This window comes from Brachybacterium horti, from assembly GCF_054777615.1.
Window position 1 is genome coordinate 326395 of the sequence record NZ_BAAHAM010000001.1, and the last position, 18843, is coordinate 345237.

Here is an 18843-nt window from a genome sequence, read left to right on the forward strand (position 1 = left end):
GCCTCGCCAATGGAGCCGCCCCATGTCCGTCGCCGCCTTCGATCTCAGCGGCCGTCTCGCCCTCGTCACCGGATCCACCCGCGGGATCGGCCGGACCCTCGCCGAGGGGCTCTCCGCCGCCGGCGCGACCGTCGTCGTCCACGGCCGCAGCCTCGAGCAGACCACCGCCGAGGCCGCCGCGATCACCGCCGCGACCGGCACCCCGGCCCTCGCGACCGCCTTCGACGTCACCGACACCGCCCAGATCGACGCGGCCCTCACCGCGCTCGAGGCGGAGCACGGCGCCCTCGACGTGCTCGTGAACAACGCCGGCATCCAGCGCCGCGCCCCGCTCACCGAGTTCACCGACGAGGACTGGGACGACCTCGTCGCCACGAACCTCTCGAGCGCCTTCAAGTGCGCCCGCCGCGCCGCCTCCGGCATGATCGCCCGCGGCTCCGGCCGCATCATCAACATCGGCTCCGTGCAGTCCCAGCTCGCACGCCCCTCGATCGCCGCCTACAGCGCCACCAAGGGCGGCATCGTCATGCTCACCAAGGGCCTCACCGCCGATCTCGCGCCCCACGGCGTCCAGGTCAACGCCCTCGCCCCCGGATACTTCGCGACCGAGCTGACCGCCGCCCTCGTGGCCGACGAGAAGTTCTCCGCCTGGGTCGCCGGGCGCACCCCCGCCGGCCGCTGGGGCGCGACCGAGGACCTCGTGGGCCCGCTCGTCTTCCTCGCCTCCGACGCGGCCGCCTTCGTCAACGGCCAGACCCTGTATGTCGACGGCGGCATGACCGCCGTCATCTGATCCCCCAGAGGCCCTCGCCTCCGCGTCCCACCACACCCCTCACCCCTCACCCCTCACCCCGACAAAGGAGTCCGACGATGGACGATCTCGTCCTGAACTGGGATCTCGGCACGGGCGGTCTGCTGATCCTCGCCGCCGCCGCGATCGCCGGCCTGCTCGTCATGATCATGGCGCTGCGCATGCACGCCTTCCTCGCCCTGCTCATCACGAGCCTGCTCACCGCCGTCGTCGCCGGCGTGCCCGCCAACCGCCTGCTCGAGGCGATCGGCTTCGGCTTCAACTCGACGCTGGGCAACGTCATGCTGCTCGTGGGCCTCGGCGCGATGCTCGGCCGCATGATCGAGGCCTCCGGCGGCGCCCAGGTCCTCGCCGAGAAGATGATCGACCTGTTCGGCGAGCGCCGTGCGGGCATGGCCCTCTCCGTGGCCAGCCTCCTCATGGGCTTCCCGATCTTCTTCGACGCCGGCCTCGTCGTCATGATGCCGATCATCTACGCGGTGGCCCGCCGCACCGGCGCCTCGTTCCTCTCGATCGCCTTCCCGAGCGCCGTGGCGTTCTCGGCGATGCACATCTTCTCCCCGCCGCACCCCGGCCCCGTCGCCGCCTCGAACATCATGGGCGCCGACGTCGGCCTCGTGCTGCTCGTGGGCCTCGTCTTCGCGCTCATCATCTGGGCGACCGTCGCGCCGCTCGCCGGCAAGGTCGTCGGCGACCGCCTCGTGGTGCCCGTCCCCACGATCCTCGACTCGAACTCCGAGGAGACGGGCTTCGAGTCCCGCCCGTCGGTCCCCGCGATCATCTCGATGCTGCTGCTGCCGCTCGTCCTGATCCTGCTCAACACCGGCCTGAACACCCTCGCCGCGACGAAGGACGACCCCGACGCCTTCAAGGCCCTGCCGGTCGTGCAGGTGCTGCGCGTCCTCGGTGAGACCCCGATCGCCCTGCTCATCACCGTGCTGGTCTCGATGGTCGTGCTCGGCTGGGGCGCGGGGAAGAGCGGCACCCTCATCGAGAAGATCCAGGACTCCGCCCTGGGCCCGATCTGCTCCGTCGTCGTCGTCACCGGCGCGGGCGGCATGTTCGGCGGCGTGCTGCGCCTGACGGGCATCGGCGACGCGGTCGCCGGCTCGCTCAACAGCCTCGGCATGCCCGTGATCGTCGCGGCCTTCCTCATCGCCCAGATCGTGCGCATCGCGCAGGGCTCGGCGACGGTCGCGCTGACCACCGCCGCCTCCCTCATGACGGCCGTCGTCGCCGCCGGGGACTTCAACGCCCTGCAGGTCGTCGCGATCGTCATGGCGATGTCCGCGGGCTCCGTGGGCGTCGCTCACGTCAACGACTCGGGCTTCTGGCTGGTCTCCCGCTTCTTCGGCCTCTCCATGAAGCAGACCCTCGCCAGCTGGACCCTCATCCAGACCGCGATGGCCGTCGTCGGCTTCGCGCTCTCGCTCGTGCTGTTCGGGGTCGCCTCGGTCGCCTGACCCGCCCCCGGAACGGAGGAGGCCCGGGACCGATCGGAGGATCGGTCCCGGGCCTCGACGTCCTCCGCGCCGGCGCGGGCCGGCGCGGGGAGGATCAGGCGCGGTTGCGCGTGGCCAGGCCGTAGATCGCCATGACGACGATCGCACCGACCACGGCGAGCAGGATCGTGCCGACGCTCCAGGGGTTGTTCATGATCCCCGAGATGCCGTCACCGCCGAAGAGGCTGCCGATGAAGCCGCCGACGACGGCGCCGACGACACCGAGGACGATGGTCATGCCCAGGCCCATGGCCTGCTTGCCCGGCATGACGGCGCGGGCGAGCAGCCCGATGATGGCGCCGATGATGAGCCACGAGATGATCAGGCCGATGAGACCCATGTCGTTCTCTCCTTACGTTCGGGGGAAGGGCGGAGGCGCAGACGCCTCCGTTCTCATGGTGCCCTCCGACGAGCCGGAATACCTGGAGTTCGGACGGACACGCCGGTCATCGCGACCGCGCGGTAGAGCGCACCCCTCCTGTGCAACGCGCGGGAGGGCCGACGCCGGCAGGCGCGGAGACGGCGCGTGTGATCTCGCGAACTCCCGCGGGCATCCCCGCACGTGGAAGGTGAACGGCAGATGAACGGCTCGATCGGCGGGTGGCACGGGGGCGGCGCCCGGTCGCATCCTGACGTCATGACCGGAGAACTCGTCATCCTCCTGCTGCTGATCGTCACGGCAGTCGCGTTCGACTTCACCAACGGCTTCCACGACACCGGCAACGCGATGGCGACCTCCATCGCGACCGGCGCGCTGAAGCCCAAGGTCGCCGTCGCGCTCTCGGCGATCCTCAACCTCGTCGGCGGGTTCCTCTCCGTCGAGGTCGCGGTCACCGTGACCACCTCGGTGCTGAAGATCCAGGACACCGACACGGGCGCCCTCATGGCCGGCCTCGATGCGGAGACGGCGATGTTCATCATCTTCGCCGGCCTCGTCGGCGGCATCCTGTGGAACCTGCTCACCTGGCTCCTGGGCCTGCCCTCCTCCTCGTCCCACGCCCTGTTCGGCGGCCTGCTCGGCGCGGGCCTCGCGGCGCTCGGGACCGCCGGCATCAACTGGTCCGGCCTCACCGCGAAGGTGATCATCCCGGCCCTGCTCTCCCCCTTCATCGCCGGCCTCGTCGCCGCGATCGGCGTGTGGCTCGTGTTCCGCGTGACCCGTGGCGTGCGCGAGGCCCGCCGTGAGCGCGGCTTCCGCTACGGCCAGATCGCAACCGCCTCCCTCGTCTCCCTCGCCCACGGCACGGGCGACGCGCAGAAGACGATGGGCGTCATCGCCCTCGGCCTCATCGCCCACGGCACCCTCTCCGACCAGGAGATCGAGGCCAACGGCCTCCCGGTCTGGATCATCGTCCTGTGCGCCGGCGCGATCGCGCTCGGCACCTACCTGGGCGGCTGGCGGATCATCCGCACCCTCGGCAAGGGTCTCGTCGAGCTCGACTCCCCGCAGGGCATGGCCGCCGAGGCCTCCTCCGCGGCGATCATCCTCACCTCGAGCCACCTCGGCATGGCGCTGTCCACGACCCACGTCGCGACCGGCTCGATCATCGGCTCCGGCGTCGGCCGACCCGGCGCGAAGGTGCGCTGGGGCGTCGCCGGCCGGATGGTCGTCGGCTGGCTCATGACCCTCCCGGCCGCCGCGATCGTCGGCGCCGTGACCTACTTCGTCGGCCACCTCGTGGGCGGCGTCGGCGGCGCCTTCCTCGTCTTCGGGATCCTCGTGGTCGCCGGCGGCGCGATCTACCGCCGCTCGCAGCAGCAGAAGGTCGACCACACGAACGTCAACGCCGAGTGGGAGGGTGAGGGCACCGAGCTCGCGCCCGAGCTCGCCACCGCAGGGAAGGACGCCTGACCATGGACATCGACCTCACCTCGATCGCCACCAGCACCCTCAGCGTGATCGTCGTCGGCATCCTGCTGGGCGCCGGTCTCCCCCTCCTGTTCAGCCTCGGCATCGTGCTGCAGGACCGCGGCGCCGGCGGCGAGCACGCCGACGGCAGCATCACCGCGCCGAACCCCGCCGCGCGCTACGCCTCCTGGGCGGTCTTCGCGGTCGTCGCGCTCGTGGTGCTCTACGGCCTGCTGTTCATCACCAAGGGCTCGATCAGCCACTACCTGGGCATCGAGCTCCCCCTCTGAGCCGGAACGGACCGAGCATGGCCAACCCCGTCAGCCGTGTCCTGGACTGGCTGCACGCCGGCTACCCGGACGGCATCCCGCCCCGCGACTACACCCCCCTCCTCGCGCTGCTCACCCGCACCCTGAGCGAGTCCGAGGTCGACGAGATCGTCGCCTCGGTCATCACCGAGAACCCCGACGGCCACATCGCCCCCGAGGCGGTCCACGAGAGCATCGAGCAGCGCAAGCGCGCCGCCGCGACCCCGGAGGACGTGCACCGCGTCGCCGGTCGACTCGCGGCCGTCGGCTGGCCGCTCAGCGACTCCCCCGACGACGACGAGCTCCGCGCCGTGGCCCGCGCCCACGAGGCCGCCGCGGGCGCCGGCACGAGCACCGGCAGCGGCGCCGACGGCGGCACCGTCGGCCCGGCCGCCGTCACCACCGGCACCACCGGGGAGATCCCGCCCCCGGATCCCGCCGCCGAGGGCGCCGCGCTCGGGGTCCCCTCCCCGAACGCCGCCCAGCGGGTCATCTCCTGGCTCACCGAGGGCTACCCCGACGGCATCCCCGCCACCGACCGCGTGCCGCTCATGGCGCTGCTGCGCCGCCGGCTCACGGACAAGGAGGTCGAGGAGGTCGCCGCGCGGCTGATCGACGACGCGCGCGCCGGGGACATCGACACCGTCGACGCCGGCACGCTCATCACCCGCTACACCGACGAGCTCCCCGCCGAGCAGGACATGGCGCGCCTCGCCTCCCATCTCGCCGAGAAGGGCTGGCCGCTCCGCGCCGAGGGCTGACCCCTCCCCTGCGCCCGACCCTCCCCATGCCTCCCGGGTGAACGGCGAGCGCACGGCGGATGACCTCCTCCTGAACTGCAGGATGCGCAGGTCACACCGCACGGCAGGTCCCGTGGACGCTCCCTGTCCCCGGGGCGCGCGACGGGCGACAATCACGAGGTGACAGACCCCGTGCCCTCCCTCCTCCCCGAGCTCCTCGCCGGTGACCGCGCCCCCGCCGCGCGCACCCTCGTCGACGTCCTCGCCCGGACCGTCGCCGCGAACGGCGACGCCCCGGCCCTCGACACGGGACTGACCTCCCTCACCTACCGCGAGCTGCACGACGCCGCGGACGAGGTCGCCGACCGCCTCGCCGCGATCGGCGCGGGCCCCGGCGACGCCGTGGGCGTGCGCATCGCCTCCGGCACCACGGACCTCTACATCGCGATCATCGGGATCCTGCTCGCCGGCTGCGCGTACGTGCCGGTCGACGCCGACGACCCCGACGAGCGGGCCCGCGTGGTCTTCGAGGAGTCCGCCGCCGTCGCCGTCATCGGCGACGAGCTCGCGATCACGGCGACCGACGTCGGCGCCGGCCGCGCCGCCCGCGAACGGGCCGCGGTCACCCCGGCCCAGGACGCCTGGATCATCTTCACCTCCGGCTCGACCGGCAAGCCCAAGGGCGTCGCCGTCTCCCACCGCAGCGCCGCCGCCTTCGTGGACGCCGAGTCGCGGATGTTCCTCCAGGACGCGCCCATCGGCCCCGGGGACCGGGTCATGGCCGGGCTCTCCGTCGCCTTCGACGCGAGCTGCGAGGAGATGTGGCTGGCCTGGGCCTACGGCGCCTGCCTCGTGCCCGCTCCGCGCTCCCTCGTGCGCTCCGGGGTCGACGTCGGCCCCTGGCTCACGGCCAACGCCATCACGATCGTCTCCACCGTCCCCACCCTCGTCTCGCTCTGGCCGAACTCCTCCCTGGAGAAGGTGCGGCTGCTCATCATGGGCGGCGAGGCCTGCCCGCCCGAGCTCGCCGCCCGCCTGCAGGCGCCCGGCCGCGAGGTCTGGAACACCTACGGGCCCACCGAGGCGACCGTCGTCGCCTGCGGCGCGCAGCTCGACGGGCAGGGCCCCGTGCGGATCGGCCTCCCGCTGGACGGCTGGGACCTCGCCGTCGTCGACGAGCAGGGCGTGCCCGTGCCGGAGGGCGGCACCGGGGAGCTGATCATCGGCGGCGTGGGCCTCGCCCGCTACCTCGACCCCGCCAAGGACGCCGAGAAGTACGCCCCGATGCCCACGCTGGGCTGGGAGCGCGCGTACCGCTCCGGGGACCGCGTGGTCAACGACCCCGCCGGCCTGCTCTTCGCGGGCCGCGCCGACGACCAGATCAAGCTCGGCGGCCGCCGCATCGAGCTCGGCGAGATCGACGACCAGATGCTGCGCCTGCCGGGCGTCGTCTCCGCGGCCGCCGCCGTGCGCCGCACCGCCTCCGGCAACCAGCTCCTCGTCGGCTACCTCACCGTCGACGCCGCCTACGACGCCTCCGCCGCGCGCGCCCTGCTGCGCGAGCGCATGCCCGCCGCCCTCGTGCCGCGCCTCGCCGTGGTCGACGAGCTGCCCACCCGCACCTCCGGCAAGGTGGACCGCGACGCACTGCCCTGGCCGCTGCCGCAGTCCGCGGGCGGGGCCGACGGCGGCTCCGCGCTCCACGGCACCGCCGCCTGGATCGCCGAGATCTGGGCGGACGTCCTCGGCGCGGGGGTCACCTCCGGCACGGAGGACTTCTTCGACCTGGGCGGCGGCTCCCTCACCGCGGCGCAGGTCGTGGGCCGTCTGCGGGAGCAGCACCCCGAGGTCGCCGTGGCCGACGTCTACACCCACCCGACCCTCGCCGGCCTCGCCGCCGCGGTCGAGTCGATGGGCGTGGCGACCGCCCGCAGCGACCGGGAGGTGCCGCCGCTCGGCCGCGGGTTCCAGGTCGCCCAGCTCGTGGCGCTGCTGCCGCTGCGGGCGCTCGGCGCGCTGCGCTGGGTGGCCTGGCTGCTCGTCGCCTCCGCCCTCGCCGCGCCCGTCCTGGACCTGCCGTGGCTGCCCGCGGTCCCGCTCGCGGTGACGATCCCGCTCGCCCTCGCCGTGCTGCTGCCGCCGGTGCGGATGACGATCGCGGCCCTCCTCGCCCGTCTGCTGCTCGCCGGGGTCCGTGAGGGCACGCACCACCGCGGCGGCCTCGTGCACCTGCGGCTGTGGATCGCCGAGCGGGTCCAGGAGGAGCTCGGGGCGACCCACCTCACCGGGGCCCCGTGGATCCCGTTCTACGCGCGCCTGCTCGGGGCGCGCCTGGGCCGCGATGTGGACCTCCACTCCCTCCCGCCCGTCACCGGTCGCCTCCACGTCGGCACCGGCGCGAGCGTCGAGCCGGAGGTCGACCTCGCGGGGACCTGGATCGACGGGGACACCCTGCACATCGGCACCGTGCGCATCGGCAAGCACGCCCGCGTGGGCGCCCGCTCGACCCTCGGCCCCGGAGCCCGCATCGGCCACGACGCGGAGGTCGGCCCCGGCAGCGCCGTGCTCGGCGAGGTGCCCGCCGGCGAGTTCTGGTCCGGCTCCCCCGCGTCCCGTCGCGGCCGGGCCCGCGGCCCCTGGTCCCCCGAGCACCCCTCCCGCAGCCCGCTGTGGCTCGCCGCCTACGCGCTCGTCGCGCTCCTCGTCGGCTCCCTGCCCGGTCTCGCCGTGCTCGCCGGGGCCGCCGTGCTGCTGCCCGCCGCGAACGGCACCGCGTCCCTGCGCGAGGCGATCCTCGCCGCGCTCCCCTGGCTGCCGCTCGCCGCCCTCGCCGGCTACCTGCTGCTCGGCGTCGGCGTGCTCGTCCTGACCCGCCTCTTCGCCCTCGGCATCCGCCCCGGCCACCATCCCGTGCGCTCCGCCGCCGGCGTGCAGATCTGGGGCACCCTGCGCCTCCTCGACGAGGCCCGGAACTGGCTGTTCCCGCTGTACTCCGGGGCGCTCACCCCGATCTGGCTGCGCCTGCTCGGCGCGAAGGTCGGCAAGGGCGTGGAGGCCTCGACGGTGCTGCTCATCCCGAGCCTCGTGCAGGTGGGCGACCACGCCTTCCTCGCGGACGACACCATGGTGGGCTCCTACGAGCTCGGCGGCGGCTGGATCCGCGTGGAGCGCGTGAAGGTGGGCCGCCGCGCCTTCGTCGGCAACTCCGGCATGCTCGCCCCCGGCCGAAAGGTCCCCAAGAAGTCGCTCGTCGCGGTGCTCTCCGCGGCACCCCATCGGAGCGCGGCGAAAGCCGGCAGCTCCTGGATGGGCAGTCCGCCGCGCAGGCTGCGCCGCACCGGCGGCGAGGCCGACGAGTCCCGCACCTACGCGCCCGCACGGCGCCTGCACGTGTACCGGGGCCTCGTGGAGACCTGCCGGATCGTGCCGCTGCTGCTCGCTGTGCTCCTGCACGCGGCCGTCGGCGCGACCCTGCTCGCGCTGCTCGTGCGGCCCGGCGACGGCCTCGCCGCCGCCCTGCTGCTCGGCGGGCCCGTGCTGCTCGCCGGCTCGATCGCCGCGGCCGTCGTCGCCGTGCTCGCGAAGTGGCTCGTCGTGGGCCGCCACCGCGAGGGCGAGCACGGCCTGTGGACCTCCTTCGTGTGGCGCAACGAGCTCGCGGACACCTTCACCGAGGTGCTCGCCGCGCCCTGGTTCGCCCGCGTCACGACCGGCTCCCCCGCGCTCGTGTGGTGGCTGCGGGCGATGGGCGCCCGCATCGGCCGCGGCGTCTGGTGCGAGAGCTACTGGCTGCCCGAGACAGACCTCGTCACCCTCGGCGCGGGCGCCACCGTGAACCGCGGCTGCGTCGTCCAGACCCACCTCTTCCACGACCGCGTGCTGAGCATGGACACGGTGACCCTCGACGCAGGTGCGACCCTGGGTCCGGGCAGCGTGATCCTCCCCGCCGCCCGGATCGACCGCCACGCGACCGTCGGGCCCGTCTCGCTGGTCATGCGCGGCGAGCGCGTGCCCCCGGGCACCCGCTGGACCGGCAACCCCATCAGCCCCTGGGCGGAAGAGGAGAGCGGATGAGCTCGCAGAGCAACCACCACCACGGCGGTCGCGGCGGCAGCGACCCGTACGTCCCCGGCCACGGCGACGCCTCCTACGGCGTGCTCCACTACGACCTCGACCTCGTCTACAAGGTCGACACGAACCGGCTCGACGCCGAGGCGACCCTCACCTGCCGCGGTCTCGCCGACGCCCCGTCGCTGCGCCTGGACCTGCGCGGACTCACCGTCCGCGCCGTCAAGGTCGACGGGAAGCCCGCCAAGCACACCCACGAGGGCGGCGCGCTCACCGTGAAGCACCCCGTGCGCGAGGGCGAGGAGCTCACCGTGCACGTGAAGTACGCGGGAAAGCCTCACCCGGTGCCCTCGAAGGTGCTGGGCAGCGCCGGCTGGGAGGAGCTGACGGACGGCGTCATCGTCGCCGCGCAGCCCCACGGCGCGCCCTCCTGGTACCCGTGCAACGACCGGCCGGACGACAAGGCCACCTACACGATGCGGGTCGCCGCCCCGCCCAGCCATTGGGTCGCCCTCGCCGGGGAGCTCGAGGGGAAGCGCCGCAGCGGTGCCGTCACCACCTGGTCCTACCGCCAGGACGTGCCGATGCCGACCTACCTCGCGACCGTGCAGATCGGCCGGTACACGGCGGTCGAGCACGAGGGCGGCCCGGTGCCCGTGCGCACGCTCGTCCCCTCCGGGGTGGGCGAGCGGGACCTCGCGCCGACCTTCGGCCGGCAGGGCGAGATGATCGCCTTCTTCGCGGGCCTGTTCGGCGACTACCCCTTCGCCTCCTACACGGCGGTGATCACGGCCGACGACCTCGAGATCCCGCTCGAGTCGCAGGGCCTGTCCACCTTCGGGAAGAACTTCGTGGGCGAGGACTGGGAGTCCGAGCGGCTCGTCGCCCACGAGCTCTCCCACCAGTGGTTCGGCAACGCCGTGACCCTCGCCCGCTGGCAGGACATCTGGCTGCACGAGGGCTTCGCCTGCTACTGCGAGTGGCTGTGGGCGGAGGAGACGGGGCATGCGAGCGTCGCCGAGGAGGCGCGCCGCCACCACGCCGGCCTCGCCCGCAAGAAGCAGGACCTGCTGCTCGCGGATCCGGGCCCCGAGCTCATGTTCGACGACCGCGTCTACAAGCGGGGCGCGCTCACGGTCCACGCGCTGCGCCGCCGCGTGGGCGACGAGGCCTTCTTCGCCCTGGTCTCCTCGTGGATCGCGGAGCACTCGGGCGGCTCCGTCACCACCGAGATGTTCGAGGAGCACGCCCAGGCCGCCGCCGGGGACGACGACCTCTCCGACCTGTTCGGCGCCTGGCTGCACGAGCGCGAGCTGCCGGAGCTGCCGGACGAGCCCGAGGCGCGCGAGCCCACCCATCGCGGGCTGCACGGACTGTTCAGCCGCTCCTGACGACGCGCCGGGCCCCCGTCGGCCCGGTCGGCCGGGCCCGCCCTGCCGGGTCGCCCCGTCGGCCCCGCCGCTCCGTCGGCCGGGCTGCGGGACCTCCTCGACCGCATGTCCGCTCCTGGGGCTCGACCCGTACGAAGAGGTCCCGTACCCCCGGAGGCCACGGGACGTCATCGCGCAGGTCCCCCGCATACGGGCCGCATCTGCGCGATGACGTCCCGACCGCGCCGCGGCTCAGCCCGGCGGGCCGACGGGCAACGCAACCGCGGGCCGCTACTCAGAGCGGCGGCCCGCCCGGCAGCGCGATCGCGGCGACGAAGCCGGGCGGCGCCGCGACCGGGCGCACGTCGTGGTCGGTGAGGGCGACCTCCGGCATGGGCGTGCGCAGGCCCGTGCCGAGCAGCTTGAGCACCGCCTCCTTGCCTGCCCACAGCCGGGCCCGGCCCACCGACGTGCGGGCGAGGTGCTCCTCCCCCGGCGCGAGGACGAGCGACGGGTCCCAGCGGGCATCGACCGCGGCGATCTCCTCGATGTCCACGCCGATCCCGCCTCCGAGGTGCACCGCGGTCAGCAGGTGGGCCCCCGACCGGGACAGGCTCACCCCGCACCCGCCGGCGAGCCCCGTCACCCGCACCCAGGGACGCCCATGGGACGAGGAGCCGCAGGCGGGGCACAGCCGCCCCGTGCGCACGTCGGCCGGCGTGATCCCCCCGGCCGGCCCACCGGCCCCGGCGCCCCCGAGCAGCGCGGCGACCTGCGCCCGCAGGGCCCTGTCGGCGTCGGTGGCCACCGGGAGCAGGCGCACATGCACGGACGGCGCCGGACCCGCTGGTCCGACGCCGTCCGCGCGCGAGGGGGTGATCACCGGAGGATCAGAAGTCCCAGTCCTCGTCGTCCGTGTCGACGGCCTTGCCCATGACGTAGCTCGAGCCGGAGCCGGAGAAGAAGTCGTGGTTCTCGTCCGCGTTCGGGGAGAGCGCCGCGAGGATCGCGGGGTTCACCTCGACCTGGTCCGCCGGGAAGAGCGCCTCAAAGCCGAGGTTCATGAGCGCCTTGTTCGCGTTGTACCGCAGGAAGGTCTTGACCTCCTCGGTCCAGCCCACCGGGTCGTAGAGGTCCTCCGTGTACTCCTCCTCGTTCTCGTACAGCTCGAAGAGCAGCGAGAAGGTGTAGTCCTTGAGCTCGGCCTGGCGCTCCGCGGAGGCCTGCTCGTAGGCCTTCTGGAACTTGTAGCCGATGTAGTAGCCGTGCACGGCCTCGTCACGGATGATCAGGCGGATGATGTCCGCGGTGTTCGTGAGCTGGCCGTGGCTCGAGTAGTGCATGGGCAGGTAGAAGCCCGAGTAGAAGAGGAACGACTCGAGCAGGGTCGAGGCGATCTTGCGCTTCTCCGGGTCGTCGCCCTGGTAGTAGCCCATGACGATCCCGGCCTTCTTCTGCAGCGCGGAGTTCTCCTCGCTCCAGCGGAAGGCGTCGTCGATCTGCTTCGTGTTCGAGAGCGTCGAGAAGATCTGCGAGTAGGACTTCGCGTGCACGGACTCCATGAACGCGATGTTCGTGTACACGGCCTCCTCGTGGGGGGTCACCGCGTCGGGGATCAGGGAGACCGCACCGACCGTGCCCTGCACCGTGTCCAGGAGCGTGAGCCCCGTGAACACGCGCATGGTGAGGGTCTGCTCCTGCTCGGTGAGCCGGCCCCACGACTGGATGTCGTTGGAGAGCGGCACCTTCTCGGGGAGCCAGAAGTTGCCGGTCAGGCGATCCCAGACCTCCTGGTCCTTCGGATCCGGGATCCGGTTCCAGTTGATCGCCTGGACGGTCGTCTTCAGGTGGTCGTTCACCGCAGCCTCACTGTCACGTCTGGGAGTTGATCGTCGCCAGTCTAGGCGGGCGCGGCGGCCCGGAGCGGGCCCGCCGGGCCATGGCGCAGTGGGGCTTCCCACCCGCCCCAGGGTGTCCCACGGGAAGACCGAGGTCGGGGGCGTGCGGCGGGTCCCGCGACCTACCGTGGGAGCTCGTCCACCGCCGCCGTTCCCGATGAAGGACCGACCATGGACCCCCACCCCGCGCCCCTCCCCTCCGTCTCCGACGCCCCCGCGCCTCCCGTCCGGGCGGCCCGCTCGCTCGCACCGGACGTCGCCCGCGGGCTGATGCTCGCGCTGATCGCCGTCGCGAACGTCTCCTGGTACCTGTGGGGCACCGCGGAGTCCGCGGGGATGACCCCGCACGTGCCGGCCACCGGCCCGCTCGACACCGCGGTGCAGGTGATCATGACGATCGCCGTCGACCACCGGGCGATGCCGCTGTTCGCGATGCTGTTCGGCTACGGGATGGTGCAGTTCGCCCGCTCCCGGGCGGAGCGCGGGATGGACCCGCGGGCGGTGCGGACGATGCTGCAGCGCCGGCACTGGGCGATGCTCCTGCTGGGACTCCTGCACGCCGCGCTGCTGTTCTACGGCGACATCCTGGGCACCTACGCGCTCGCGGGCCTCGTGCTCGTGTGGTGGTTCTTCGGCCGGACCACCCGCACCCTGCGGATCTGGGTCACCGTCCTCACGGCCCTCATGGCGCTGGGCGCCCTGGTCTCGATCCTCGCGGGCGTGACGCTGTCCCTGTTCGCCCCGCCGGAGGTCCTGGCCCCGATGGAGGCGAGCATGGAGCAGGGCGGCACCGGGACGGCGCGGCCCCTCGCGTACGGGGAGCCGTACCTGCCCTCGGTCCTGTACCGGCTCTCGCTGTGGGCGGCGATGACGCCGATCGCCGCGCTCACGACGGCTCCGCTGCCGATCCTCGTGGGCTGGCTCGCGGCGCGGCGCCGCATCCTCGACGAGCCGTGGCGCCACACGGGCCTGCTGCGCCGGGTCGCCGTGGCCGGGATCGGCATCGGCTGGCTGGGCGGGGTGCCGGAGGCGCTCGCGGTCGCCGGGGTGATGCCGCTGCCTGCGGCCGCCCCGTGGATGCTCACCGCGCTGACCTCGCTCACGGGCGTCGCCTGCGGGGCGGGCTATGCCGCGGCGTTCGGCCTGCTCGCGCTGCGGCTCGAGGGCCGTGAGCCGCGCGCGGAGGCCCCTGCCCCCGCACGCGGCGCGGACCGCGACCTGCTGCCCGCCGAGCGCGCGATCGGCGTCGCGGCCGACGTCGACGTCCCGCCCCGGCGCCGGGCGCCGGGGCGCGTGGAGCTCGCACTGGCCGCGGTGGGCCAGCGCTCGCTGAGCTCCTACCTGTTCCAGTCCCTGCTGCTCGCGCCGATCATGGCCTCGTGGGGTCTGGGCCTCGGCGGGCACCTCGGGACGGCGGCGGCCGTGGGCATCGCCCTGCTGATCTGGCTCGCCTCGCTGCCGCTCGCGGCCTGGCTCGAGGCGCACGGGCGGCGCGGGCCGGCGGAGGCCCTGCTGCGGCGGATGACCTACGGGCGGCGCGACCGGACAGCGTGAGACCGACGGGCCTGAGCCCGTCGGCCGCGGGTCCGTCGGCCTCGGATCCGTCACCCTCGGTCCGCGACCGCCGACGCTCCCCATCCCACCCTGCCCCCTTGCCGTAGTACGTCTGCCGTAGTACGGTCGCCGTAGCAGGGAGACGTCCTCCCCGCCGTCACGACGAGGAGGACCGATGATCGGAGCCGACGCGATCCGCGGGCACATCGATCTGATCCTGCTCGCGATCCTCGAGCACGGGCGCTCCTACGCCTACGAGATCTCCAAGACGCTCGAGCGCCGCTCCTCCGGCGAGTACACGATCAAGCAGACCACCCTCTACACGGCGGTCAAGCGCCTGCAGGCCCAGGGTCTCCTCGATGCGCACGAGGAGCTCTCCGAGACCGGCAAGCCCCGCACCTACTACGCCCTCACCGTCGAGGGCCACGAGCAGCTCGCCCTCAAGCGCGACGAATGGCGCAGCACGCGCGCCCTCGTCGACCAGTTCGCCGTCCCCACCGGGGACGCGCAGCCCTCCTCCGCAGCTCAGCCCTCCCACGAACAGGACCAGGTCCCGTCATGAGCGTCATCGACTCCTATCTCGACACCCTCTTCGCGCCCTACCCCGACACCGCCCGCATGCGGGAGGCCCGCATCGAGCTGCGGGACATGATGGAGGACTCCGTGCAGGGCCTCATGGGCGAGGGCCTGACCGAGTCGCAGGCCCTGGGCCGCGTCATCGCGGACTTCGGCAGCCTCGAGGAGGTCGCCGGCGAGCTCGGCATCGACCGCGAGCTGGGCCGCGCCGCGCACCCCGCCGCCGAGGATCGCCCCGCGCTCGACCTCCCGCGGGCGCAGGAGTACGCCGCCGCCGCGCGCGGGGTCCAGGGCTTCTCGGCCGCCTCGATCGTGCTGTTCGTGCTGTGCCCCGTCCCCCTGATGCTCGCGATCGCCGTGCACGGCACGGTCGTCCCCGAGCCGGCCCCCTGGGCGATCGGGATCGGACTCGTGCTGCTGCTGGTGGTGGTCGCCGCCGGCGTGGTGCTGATGACCGTCCGTGGGGCCCGGCTCGCCGGGTTCGAGGACGTGACCGAGGGGACGTCACGCCCCTCCCCCGAGGTGCGTCGCTACGCCGCGGACCTCCGCACCGAGCACGCCCGCACCCGCGCGATCGGCGGCGCCGTCGCGACCACGCTGTGGATCCTCGCCGCCGCGCCGGTGGTGCTCACCGCCTTCGCGGCGGACGGCGACAGCAGCAGCGTGCTGCCGCTCTACGGCGTGGTGGGCACGCTGGTCATGGTCGCGCTCGGCATCGCCTTCATGTTCTCCACGAGCTGGTCCTCCGACGTCGCCGAGACGCTGCTCGCCACCGAGACCGCCGAGGAGTCGCTCGAGAACAGCTCCTCGCCCGCCGTCCGCGCGATCGCCGCGGTGTACTGGCCGGTCTTCGCGGGCGTCTACCTCGCGTGGAGCTTCTTCACCGGCGACTGGGGACGCACCTGGATCATCTGGCCCGTGGCCGGCGTGCTCTACGCGGCGCTGTGGGCGCTGAACTCCGCGCTCGAGCGACCCGAGGAGCGGCGCCCCGCCCGCTGAGGGGCGGGGCGGTTCAGGCCGTCGCGCGGTGCCGGGTGCGTCCGGCGATCACGAGGCACGTGACCGAGGCGGCGACGCCGACGACCATGACGATGCCCATCGGCACGGCGGACTCGGTGCCCGCGACACCCACGAGCGGCGAGGCGATCGAGGCGGAGAACGAGAAGCCGAGGCCCAGCAGGGCGGAGCCGGTACCCGCGCGGTCCAGCGCCTCGCGCGAGGCGAGGGCGCCGGCGTTGCCGAAGATGAGGCCCTGCGGGGCGACCATGAGGAAGAACCCCGGGATGACGATCCACGCCGGGGTGCCCAGCAGCAGCGCGCCGATCAGCAGGCTCACGGAGGCGACGGACGTCACCGAGAGGCCGACCTTCACGAGGGTGCGCGGGGCCACGCGGCCGGAGAGCCTCGCGGAGGTGAGCGACATGGCCATCATGCCCACCGAGTTGATCGCGAAGAGCACCGAGTACTCCTGCGAGCTGAAGCCGAGCATCTCCTGCATGACGAAGGAGGAGGCGGCGACGTAGGCCATGAGGGAGAACGCGGAGAACGCGTTGACCATCATGTACGAGGTGAACTGGGGGCGGCGCAGGAGGTCCCCGGTGCTCGTGAGGAACAGCCGGAACCCGCCGCTGTGGCGCCGGGAGCGCGGCAGCGACTCGGGGATCAGCAGGAGCACGCCGATCAGCGAGATCAGGGACATCGCGGCGATCACGAGGAACACCTCGCGCCACTGGCCGACCAGCAGGATCAGCCCGCCCAGCAGCGGGGCGACGATCGGGGCGACGCCGCCCACGCCCTGCATGATGTTCATGGTGCGGAACAGCTCGGGGCCGTCGGTGAGGTCGATGAGGACCGCGCGGCCCAGCACCATGCCGAAGCCGCCGCCGATCCCCTGCAGCACGCGGAAGATCAGGAGCACCTGGATGCTCGGGGCGAGCGCGCAGACGATCGAGCCGACGAGGCACAGCACGATGCCGACGAGCAGCGGCCCGCGGCGGCCGAGGCGGTCCGAGAGCGGGCCGGCGACGATCTGGCCTCCCGCGGTGCCGACGAAGAAGGCGGTGATCGTCAGCTGCAGCAGGGCGGCCGTGGTGCCGAGGTCGCTCGTCACGTCCGGGAACGCCGGGATGTACATGTCGGTCGCGAGGGGGCCGATCGCACTGAGGGTCGTGAGCACGACGATCACCATGACGGTGACCTTGGAGCGGGTGCGGGCGTACTCGGCCTCGCTGGGGAGGTGCGCGAGGTCGCGGTCGGCGAGGTCCTCGAGCACCGGGATGCCGCCGGTCATCGTGGTGGGGATGGGGCCGGTGAAGGTCCGGGGCTCGGGATCGGGCACGGGCTGCGACGGCGTGCGGCCGTCGTCGGGCGCAGTCATGATGTGTCTCGCATCGATGGGAGGGAAGGGGCACGGGGCGGCGGGAGGGACCGCTCGGTCGAACCTACTCCCGTCACACCAAGATGTGCACGTTCACGGCCACGGAGTGGACCGGCCCCCTCTGTCGGCCCGCTGACACCGCCTCGCAGAGCCCCCGTCGGAGGGTCTATCCTCGTCGCCGCCACAGTCGGTTCGGGGGAATCCGCATGGTCGCCCCGATCCGTCGTCGTGCCAGACGTCCCCGAGCATCGGAGCCCTCCGTGTCCACTGAACCCCGCCGCACCGTCGCGGAGCCGCCCGACTCCCCCGCCCCCGGCGCGAAGGCGCTGAGCGCGCGCGTGCTCGCGCTGGCCATCGCGGGAGCCCTCGGCGGGTTCCTGTTCGGCTTCGACTCCTCCGTGGTCAACGGCGCCGTCGGCGCGATCGAGGGGCAGTTCGGCCTGGACCCCGCGATCACCGGCTTCGCGGTCGCGAGCGCCCTCCTGGGCTGCGCGGTGGGCGCCTACTTCGCGGGCCGTCTCGCGAACCGCTGGGGCCGCATCCCGGTGATGCTCGTGGGCGCCGTCCTGTTCCTCTCCTCCTCGATCGGCGCGGGCCTCGCCTTCGGCGTCGCGGATCTCGTGATCTGGCGGGTCATCGGAGGCCTCGGCATCGGCATCGCCTCGGTCACCGCCCCCACGTACATCGCGGAGATCGCGCCGCGGAAGATCCGCGGCCGCCTCGCCTCCCTCCAGCAGCTCGCGATCACGATCGGCATCTTCGCGGCGCTGCTGTCCAACGCGGTGCTCGCGAACAGTGCCGGCGGCGCCGCCCAGCAGCTCTGGCTGGGCCTGCCGGCCTGGCGCTGGATGTTCCTCGTGGGCGCCGTGCCCGCCGTCGTCTACGGCGTGGTCGCGCTCGTGATCCCCGAGTCCCCGCGCTTCCTCATGATGAAGGGCAAGGAGGAGAAGGCCCGCGAGGTGCTCGCGACGATCGTCGCCCCCGAGGAGATGGACCGCGAGCTGCGGGACATCCGCGAGGCGCTCAAGGACGAGGAGATCGGCCGCTCGGGCTCCCTCAAGGGCAGCCTGCTGGGCCTGAAGCCCATCGTGTGGGTCGGCATCGCCGCCGGGATGCTCCAGCAGTTCGTGGGCATCAACGCGATCTTCTACTACTCCACGACCCTGTGGCAGTCCGTGGGCTTCACCGAGTCCGACTCGTTCACGATCTCCGTGGTGACGGGTCTGGTGAACATCGCCGTCACGTTCATCGCGATCGGTCTCGTGGACCGGATCGGCCGTCGCCTGCTGCTGCTGATCGGATCCGGCGGCATGATCGTCACCCTCGCGACGCTCGCGGTCGCGTTCTCGCAGTCCGTCGAGGTGGACGGCGCACCGTCCCTGCCGGGGGCGTGGGGCCCGATCGCGCTGGTCGCCGCGAACCTCTACGTGGTCTTCTTCGGCGCGACCTGGGGCCCCGTGCTGTGGGTGCTGCTGGGCGAGATCTTCCCGACCCGCCTGCGCGGCAAGGCGATGGGCGTGGCGACCGGCATGCACTGGATCGCGAACTTCATCGTCAGCACCTCCTTCCCGGTGGTGGCGGACGTGTCGCTGGGGCTCGCGTACGGCATCTTCACGGCCTTCGCGGTGATCTCGCTGCTGTTCGTGAAGCTGTTCCTGCCGGAGACGAACGGACTGTCCCTCGAGCAGGCGGACACCCTGCTGCCCACGACCCGCAGCTCCGAGCGGTACCGCCGCCGCTCCTGAGCGGAGCACCCTCGAGGTGCACGACGATCGCCGGAGGGCGCTGGG

The 18843-nt window shown here is 73.1% G+C and carries 15 protein-coding genes; 11 read left to right on the top strand and 4 right to left on the bottom strand.

Features of this window, described 5'->3' with window-relative positions; translation table 11 throughout:
- The first annotated feature begins 22 nt into the window (after window positions 1-22).
- The gene (locus ACYVAP_RS01655) at window positions 23-793 is read left to right on the top strand and encodes a Rossmann-fold NAD(P)-binding domain-containing protein (RefSeq protein WP_498859257.1); all 771 of its coding nucleotides are present in this window, start codon (window positions 23-25) and stop codon (window positions 791-793) included.
- Between the two features lie 77 nt (window positions 794-870).
- Window positions 871-2274: a GntP family permease gene (locus tag ACYVAP_RS01660; protein ID WP_498859258.1), complete on the top strand. Its 1404-nt coding sequence runs from the start codon at window positions 871-873 to the stop codon at window positions 2272-2274.
- Window positions 2275-2368: 94 nt separating this feature from the next.
- On the opposite strand, the gene ACYVAP_RS01665 is transcribed toward ACYVAP_RS01660, so the two are convergent.
- Window positions 2369-2653 carry a GlsB/YeaQ/YmgE family stress response membrane protein gene (locus ACYVAP_RS01665; protein ID WP_498859259.1) on the bottom strand — a complete coding sequence of 95 codons (285 nt, stop codon included), beginning with the start codon at window positions 2651-2653 and terminating at the stop codon, window positions 2369-2371.
- 297 nt (window positions 2654-2950) lie between these two features.
- Between ACYVAP_RS01665 and ACYVAP_RS01670 the strand changes: the two genes are divergently transcribed.
- From ACYVAP_RS01670 to ACYVAP_RS01690, 5 genes are all read left to right on the top strand, one after another.
- The gene (locus ACYVAP_RS01670; RefSeq protein ID WP_343904384.1) at window positions 2951-4165 is read left to right on the top strand and encodes an inorganic phosphate transporter; all 1215 of its coding nucleotides are present in this window, start codon (window positions 2951-2953) and stop codon (window positions 4163-4165) included.
- A gap of 2 nt (window positions 4166-4167) precedes the next feature.
- On the top strand, window positions 4168-4452 hold the full coding sequence (locus ACYVAP_RS01675; RefSeq protein ID WP_137770043.1) for a hypothetical protein: 285 nt from the start codon (window positions 4168-4170) through the stop codon (window positions 4450-4452).
- 17 nt (window positions 4453-4469) lie between these two features.
- Window positions 4470-5231: a DUF3349 domain-containing protein gene (locus ACYVAP_RS01680; RefSeq protein ID WP_498859260.1), complete on the top strand. Its 762-nt coding sequence runs from the start codon at window positions 4470-4472 to the stop codon at window positions 5229-5231.
- Window positions 5232-5390: 159 nt separating this feature from the next.
- Window positions 5391-9284 (top strand): Pls/PosA family non-ribosomal peptide synthetase, encoded by a 3894-nt coding sequence (locus ACYVAP_RS01685; protein ID WP_498859261.1) that lies wholly within the window; start codon window positions 5391-5393, stop codon window positions 9282-9284.
- On the top strand, window positions 9281-10669 hold the full coding sequence (locus ACYVAP_RS01690) for a M1 family metallopeptidase (protein WP_498859262.1): 1389 nt from the start codon (window positions 9281-9283) through the stop codon (window positions 10667-10669). The genes ACYVAP_RS01685 and ACYVAP_RS01690 overlap by 4 nt, the downstream gene beginning before the upstream one ends.
- A 274-nt stretch (window positions 10670-10943) precedes the next feature.
- On the opposite strand, the gene ACYVAP_RS01695 is transcribed toward ACYVAP_RS01690, so the two are convergent.
- Window positions 10944-11456: a 4'-phosphopantetheinyl transferase family protein gene (locus ACYVAP_RS01695; protein ID WP_498859263.1), complete on the bottom strand. Its 513-nt coding sequence runs from the start codon at window positions 11454-11456 to the stop codon at window positions 10944-10946.
- Window positions 11457-11538: 82 nt separating this feature from the next.
- Entirely contained in the window at window positions 11539-12507 is a 969-nt protein-coding gene (gene nrdF / locus ACYVAP_RS01700; RefSeq protein ID WP_137770039.1) for a class 1b ribonucleoside-diphosphate reductase subunit beta, read from the bottom strand.
- Window positions 12508-12717: 210 nt separating this feature from the next.
- Here nrdF and ACYVAP_RS01705 point away from each other — a divergent pair, with 210 nt between their 5' ends.
- The 3 genes from ACYVAP_RS01705 to ACYVAP_RS01715 all read left to right on the top strand — a co-directional run bounded on the left by ACYVAP_RS01705 (window position 12718) and on the right by ACYVAP_RS01715 (window position 15675).
- Window positions 12718-14100, top strand: coding sequence for a DUF418 domain-containing protein (locus tag ACYVAP_RS01705; RefSeq protein ID WP_498859264.1), 1383 nt, complete (start codon window positions 12718-12720; stop codon window positions 14098-14100).
- A 175-nt stretch (window positions 14101-14275) separates the two neighbouring features.
- Window positions 14276-14662, top strand: coding sequence for a PadR family transcriptional regulator (locus tag ACYVAP_RS01710; protein WP_103385104.1), 387 nt, complete (start codon window positions 14276-14278; stop codon window positions 14660-14662).
- Window positions 14659-15675, top strand: coding sequence for a permease prefix domain 1-containing protein (locus tag ACYVAP_RS01715; RefSeq protein ID WP_498859265.1), 1017 nt, complete (start codon window positions 14659-14661; stop codon window positions 15673-15675). Before ACYVAP_RS01710 ends, ACYVAP_RS01715 begins: the two co-directional genes overlap by 4 nt.
- Before the next feature lie 13 nt (window positions 15676-15688).
- Here ACYVAP_RS01715 and ACYVAP_RS01720 read toward each other — a convergent pair whose 3' ends face one another.
- The gene (locus ACYVAP_RS01720; protein WP_498859266.1) at window positions 15689-17053 is read right to left on the bottom strand and encodes a multidrug effflux MFS transporter; all 1365 of its coding nucleotides are present in this window, start codon (window positions 17051-17053) and stop codon (window positions 15689-15691) included.
- Between the two features lie 326 nt (window positions 17054-17379).
- Between ACYVAP_RS01720 and ACYVAP_RS01725 the strand changes: the two genes are divergently transcribed.
- On the top strand, window positions 17380-18798 hold the full coding sequence (locus ACYVAP_RS01725) for a sugar porter family MFS transporter (protein ID WP_498859847.1): 1419 nt from the start codon (window positions 17380-17382) through the stop codon (window positions 18796-18798).
- The last annotated feature ends 45 nt before the right edge of the window (window positions 18799-18843 follow it).

Coding starts and splice junctions, on each gene's coding strand:
- ACYVAP_RS01690 (WP_498859262.1), top strand. CDS start 9,281: ATGAGCTCGCAGAGCAACCACCACCACGGCGGTCGCGGCGGCAGCGAC.
- ACYVAP_RS01680 (WP_498859260.1), top strand. CDS start 4,470: ATGGCCAACCCCGTCAGCCGTGTCCTGGACTGGCTGCACGCCGGCTAC.
- ACYVAP_RS01670 (WP_343904384.1), top strand. CDS start 2,951: ATGACCGGAGAACTCGTCATCCTCCTGCTGCTGATCGTCACGGCAGTC.
- ACYVAP_RS01720 (WP_498859266.1), bottom strand. CDS start 17,053: ATGACTGCGCCCGACGACGGCCGCACGCCGTCGCAGCCCGTGCCCGAT.
- ACYVAP_RS01710 (WP_103385104.1), top strand. CDS start 14,276: ATGATCGGAGCCGACGCGATCCGCGGGCACATCGATCTGATCCTGCTC.
- ACYVAP_RS01675 (WP_137770043.1), top strand. CDS start 4,168: ATGGACATCGACCTCACCTCGATCGCCACCAGCACCCTCAGCGTGATC.
- ACYVAP_RS01665 (WP_498859259.1), bottom strand. CDS start 2,653: ATGGGTCTCATCGGCCTGATCATCTCGTGGCTCATCATCGGCGCCATC.
- ACYVAP_RS01715 (WP_498859265.1), top strand. CDS start 14,659: ATGAGCGTCATCGACTCCTATCTCGACACCCTCTTCGCGCCCTACCCC.
- ACYVAP_RS01660 (WP_498859258.1), top strand. CDS start 871: ATGGACGATCTCGTCCTGAACTGGGATCTCGGCACGGGCGGTCTGCTG.
- ACYVAP_RS01705 (WP_498859264.1), top strand. CDS start 12,718: ATGGACCCCCACCCCGCGCCCCTCCCCTCCGTCTCCGACGCCCCCGCG.
- ACYVAP_RS01655 (WP_498859257.1), top strand. CDS start 23: ATGTCCGTCGCCGCCTTCGATCTCAGCGGCCGTCTCGCCCTCGTCACC.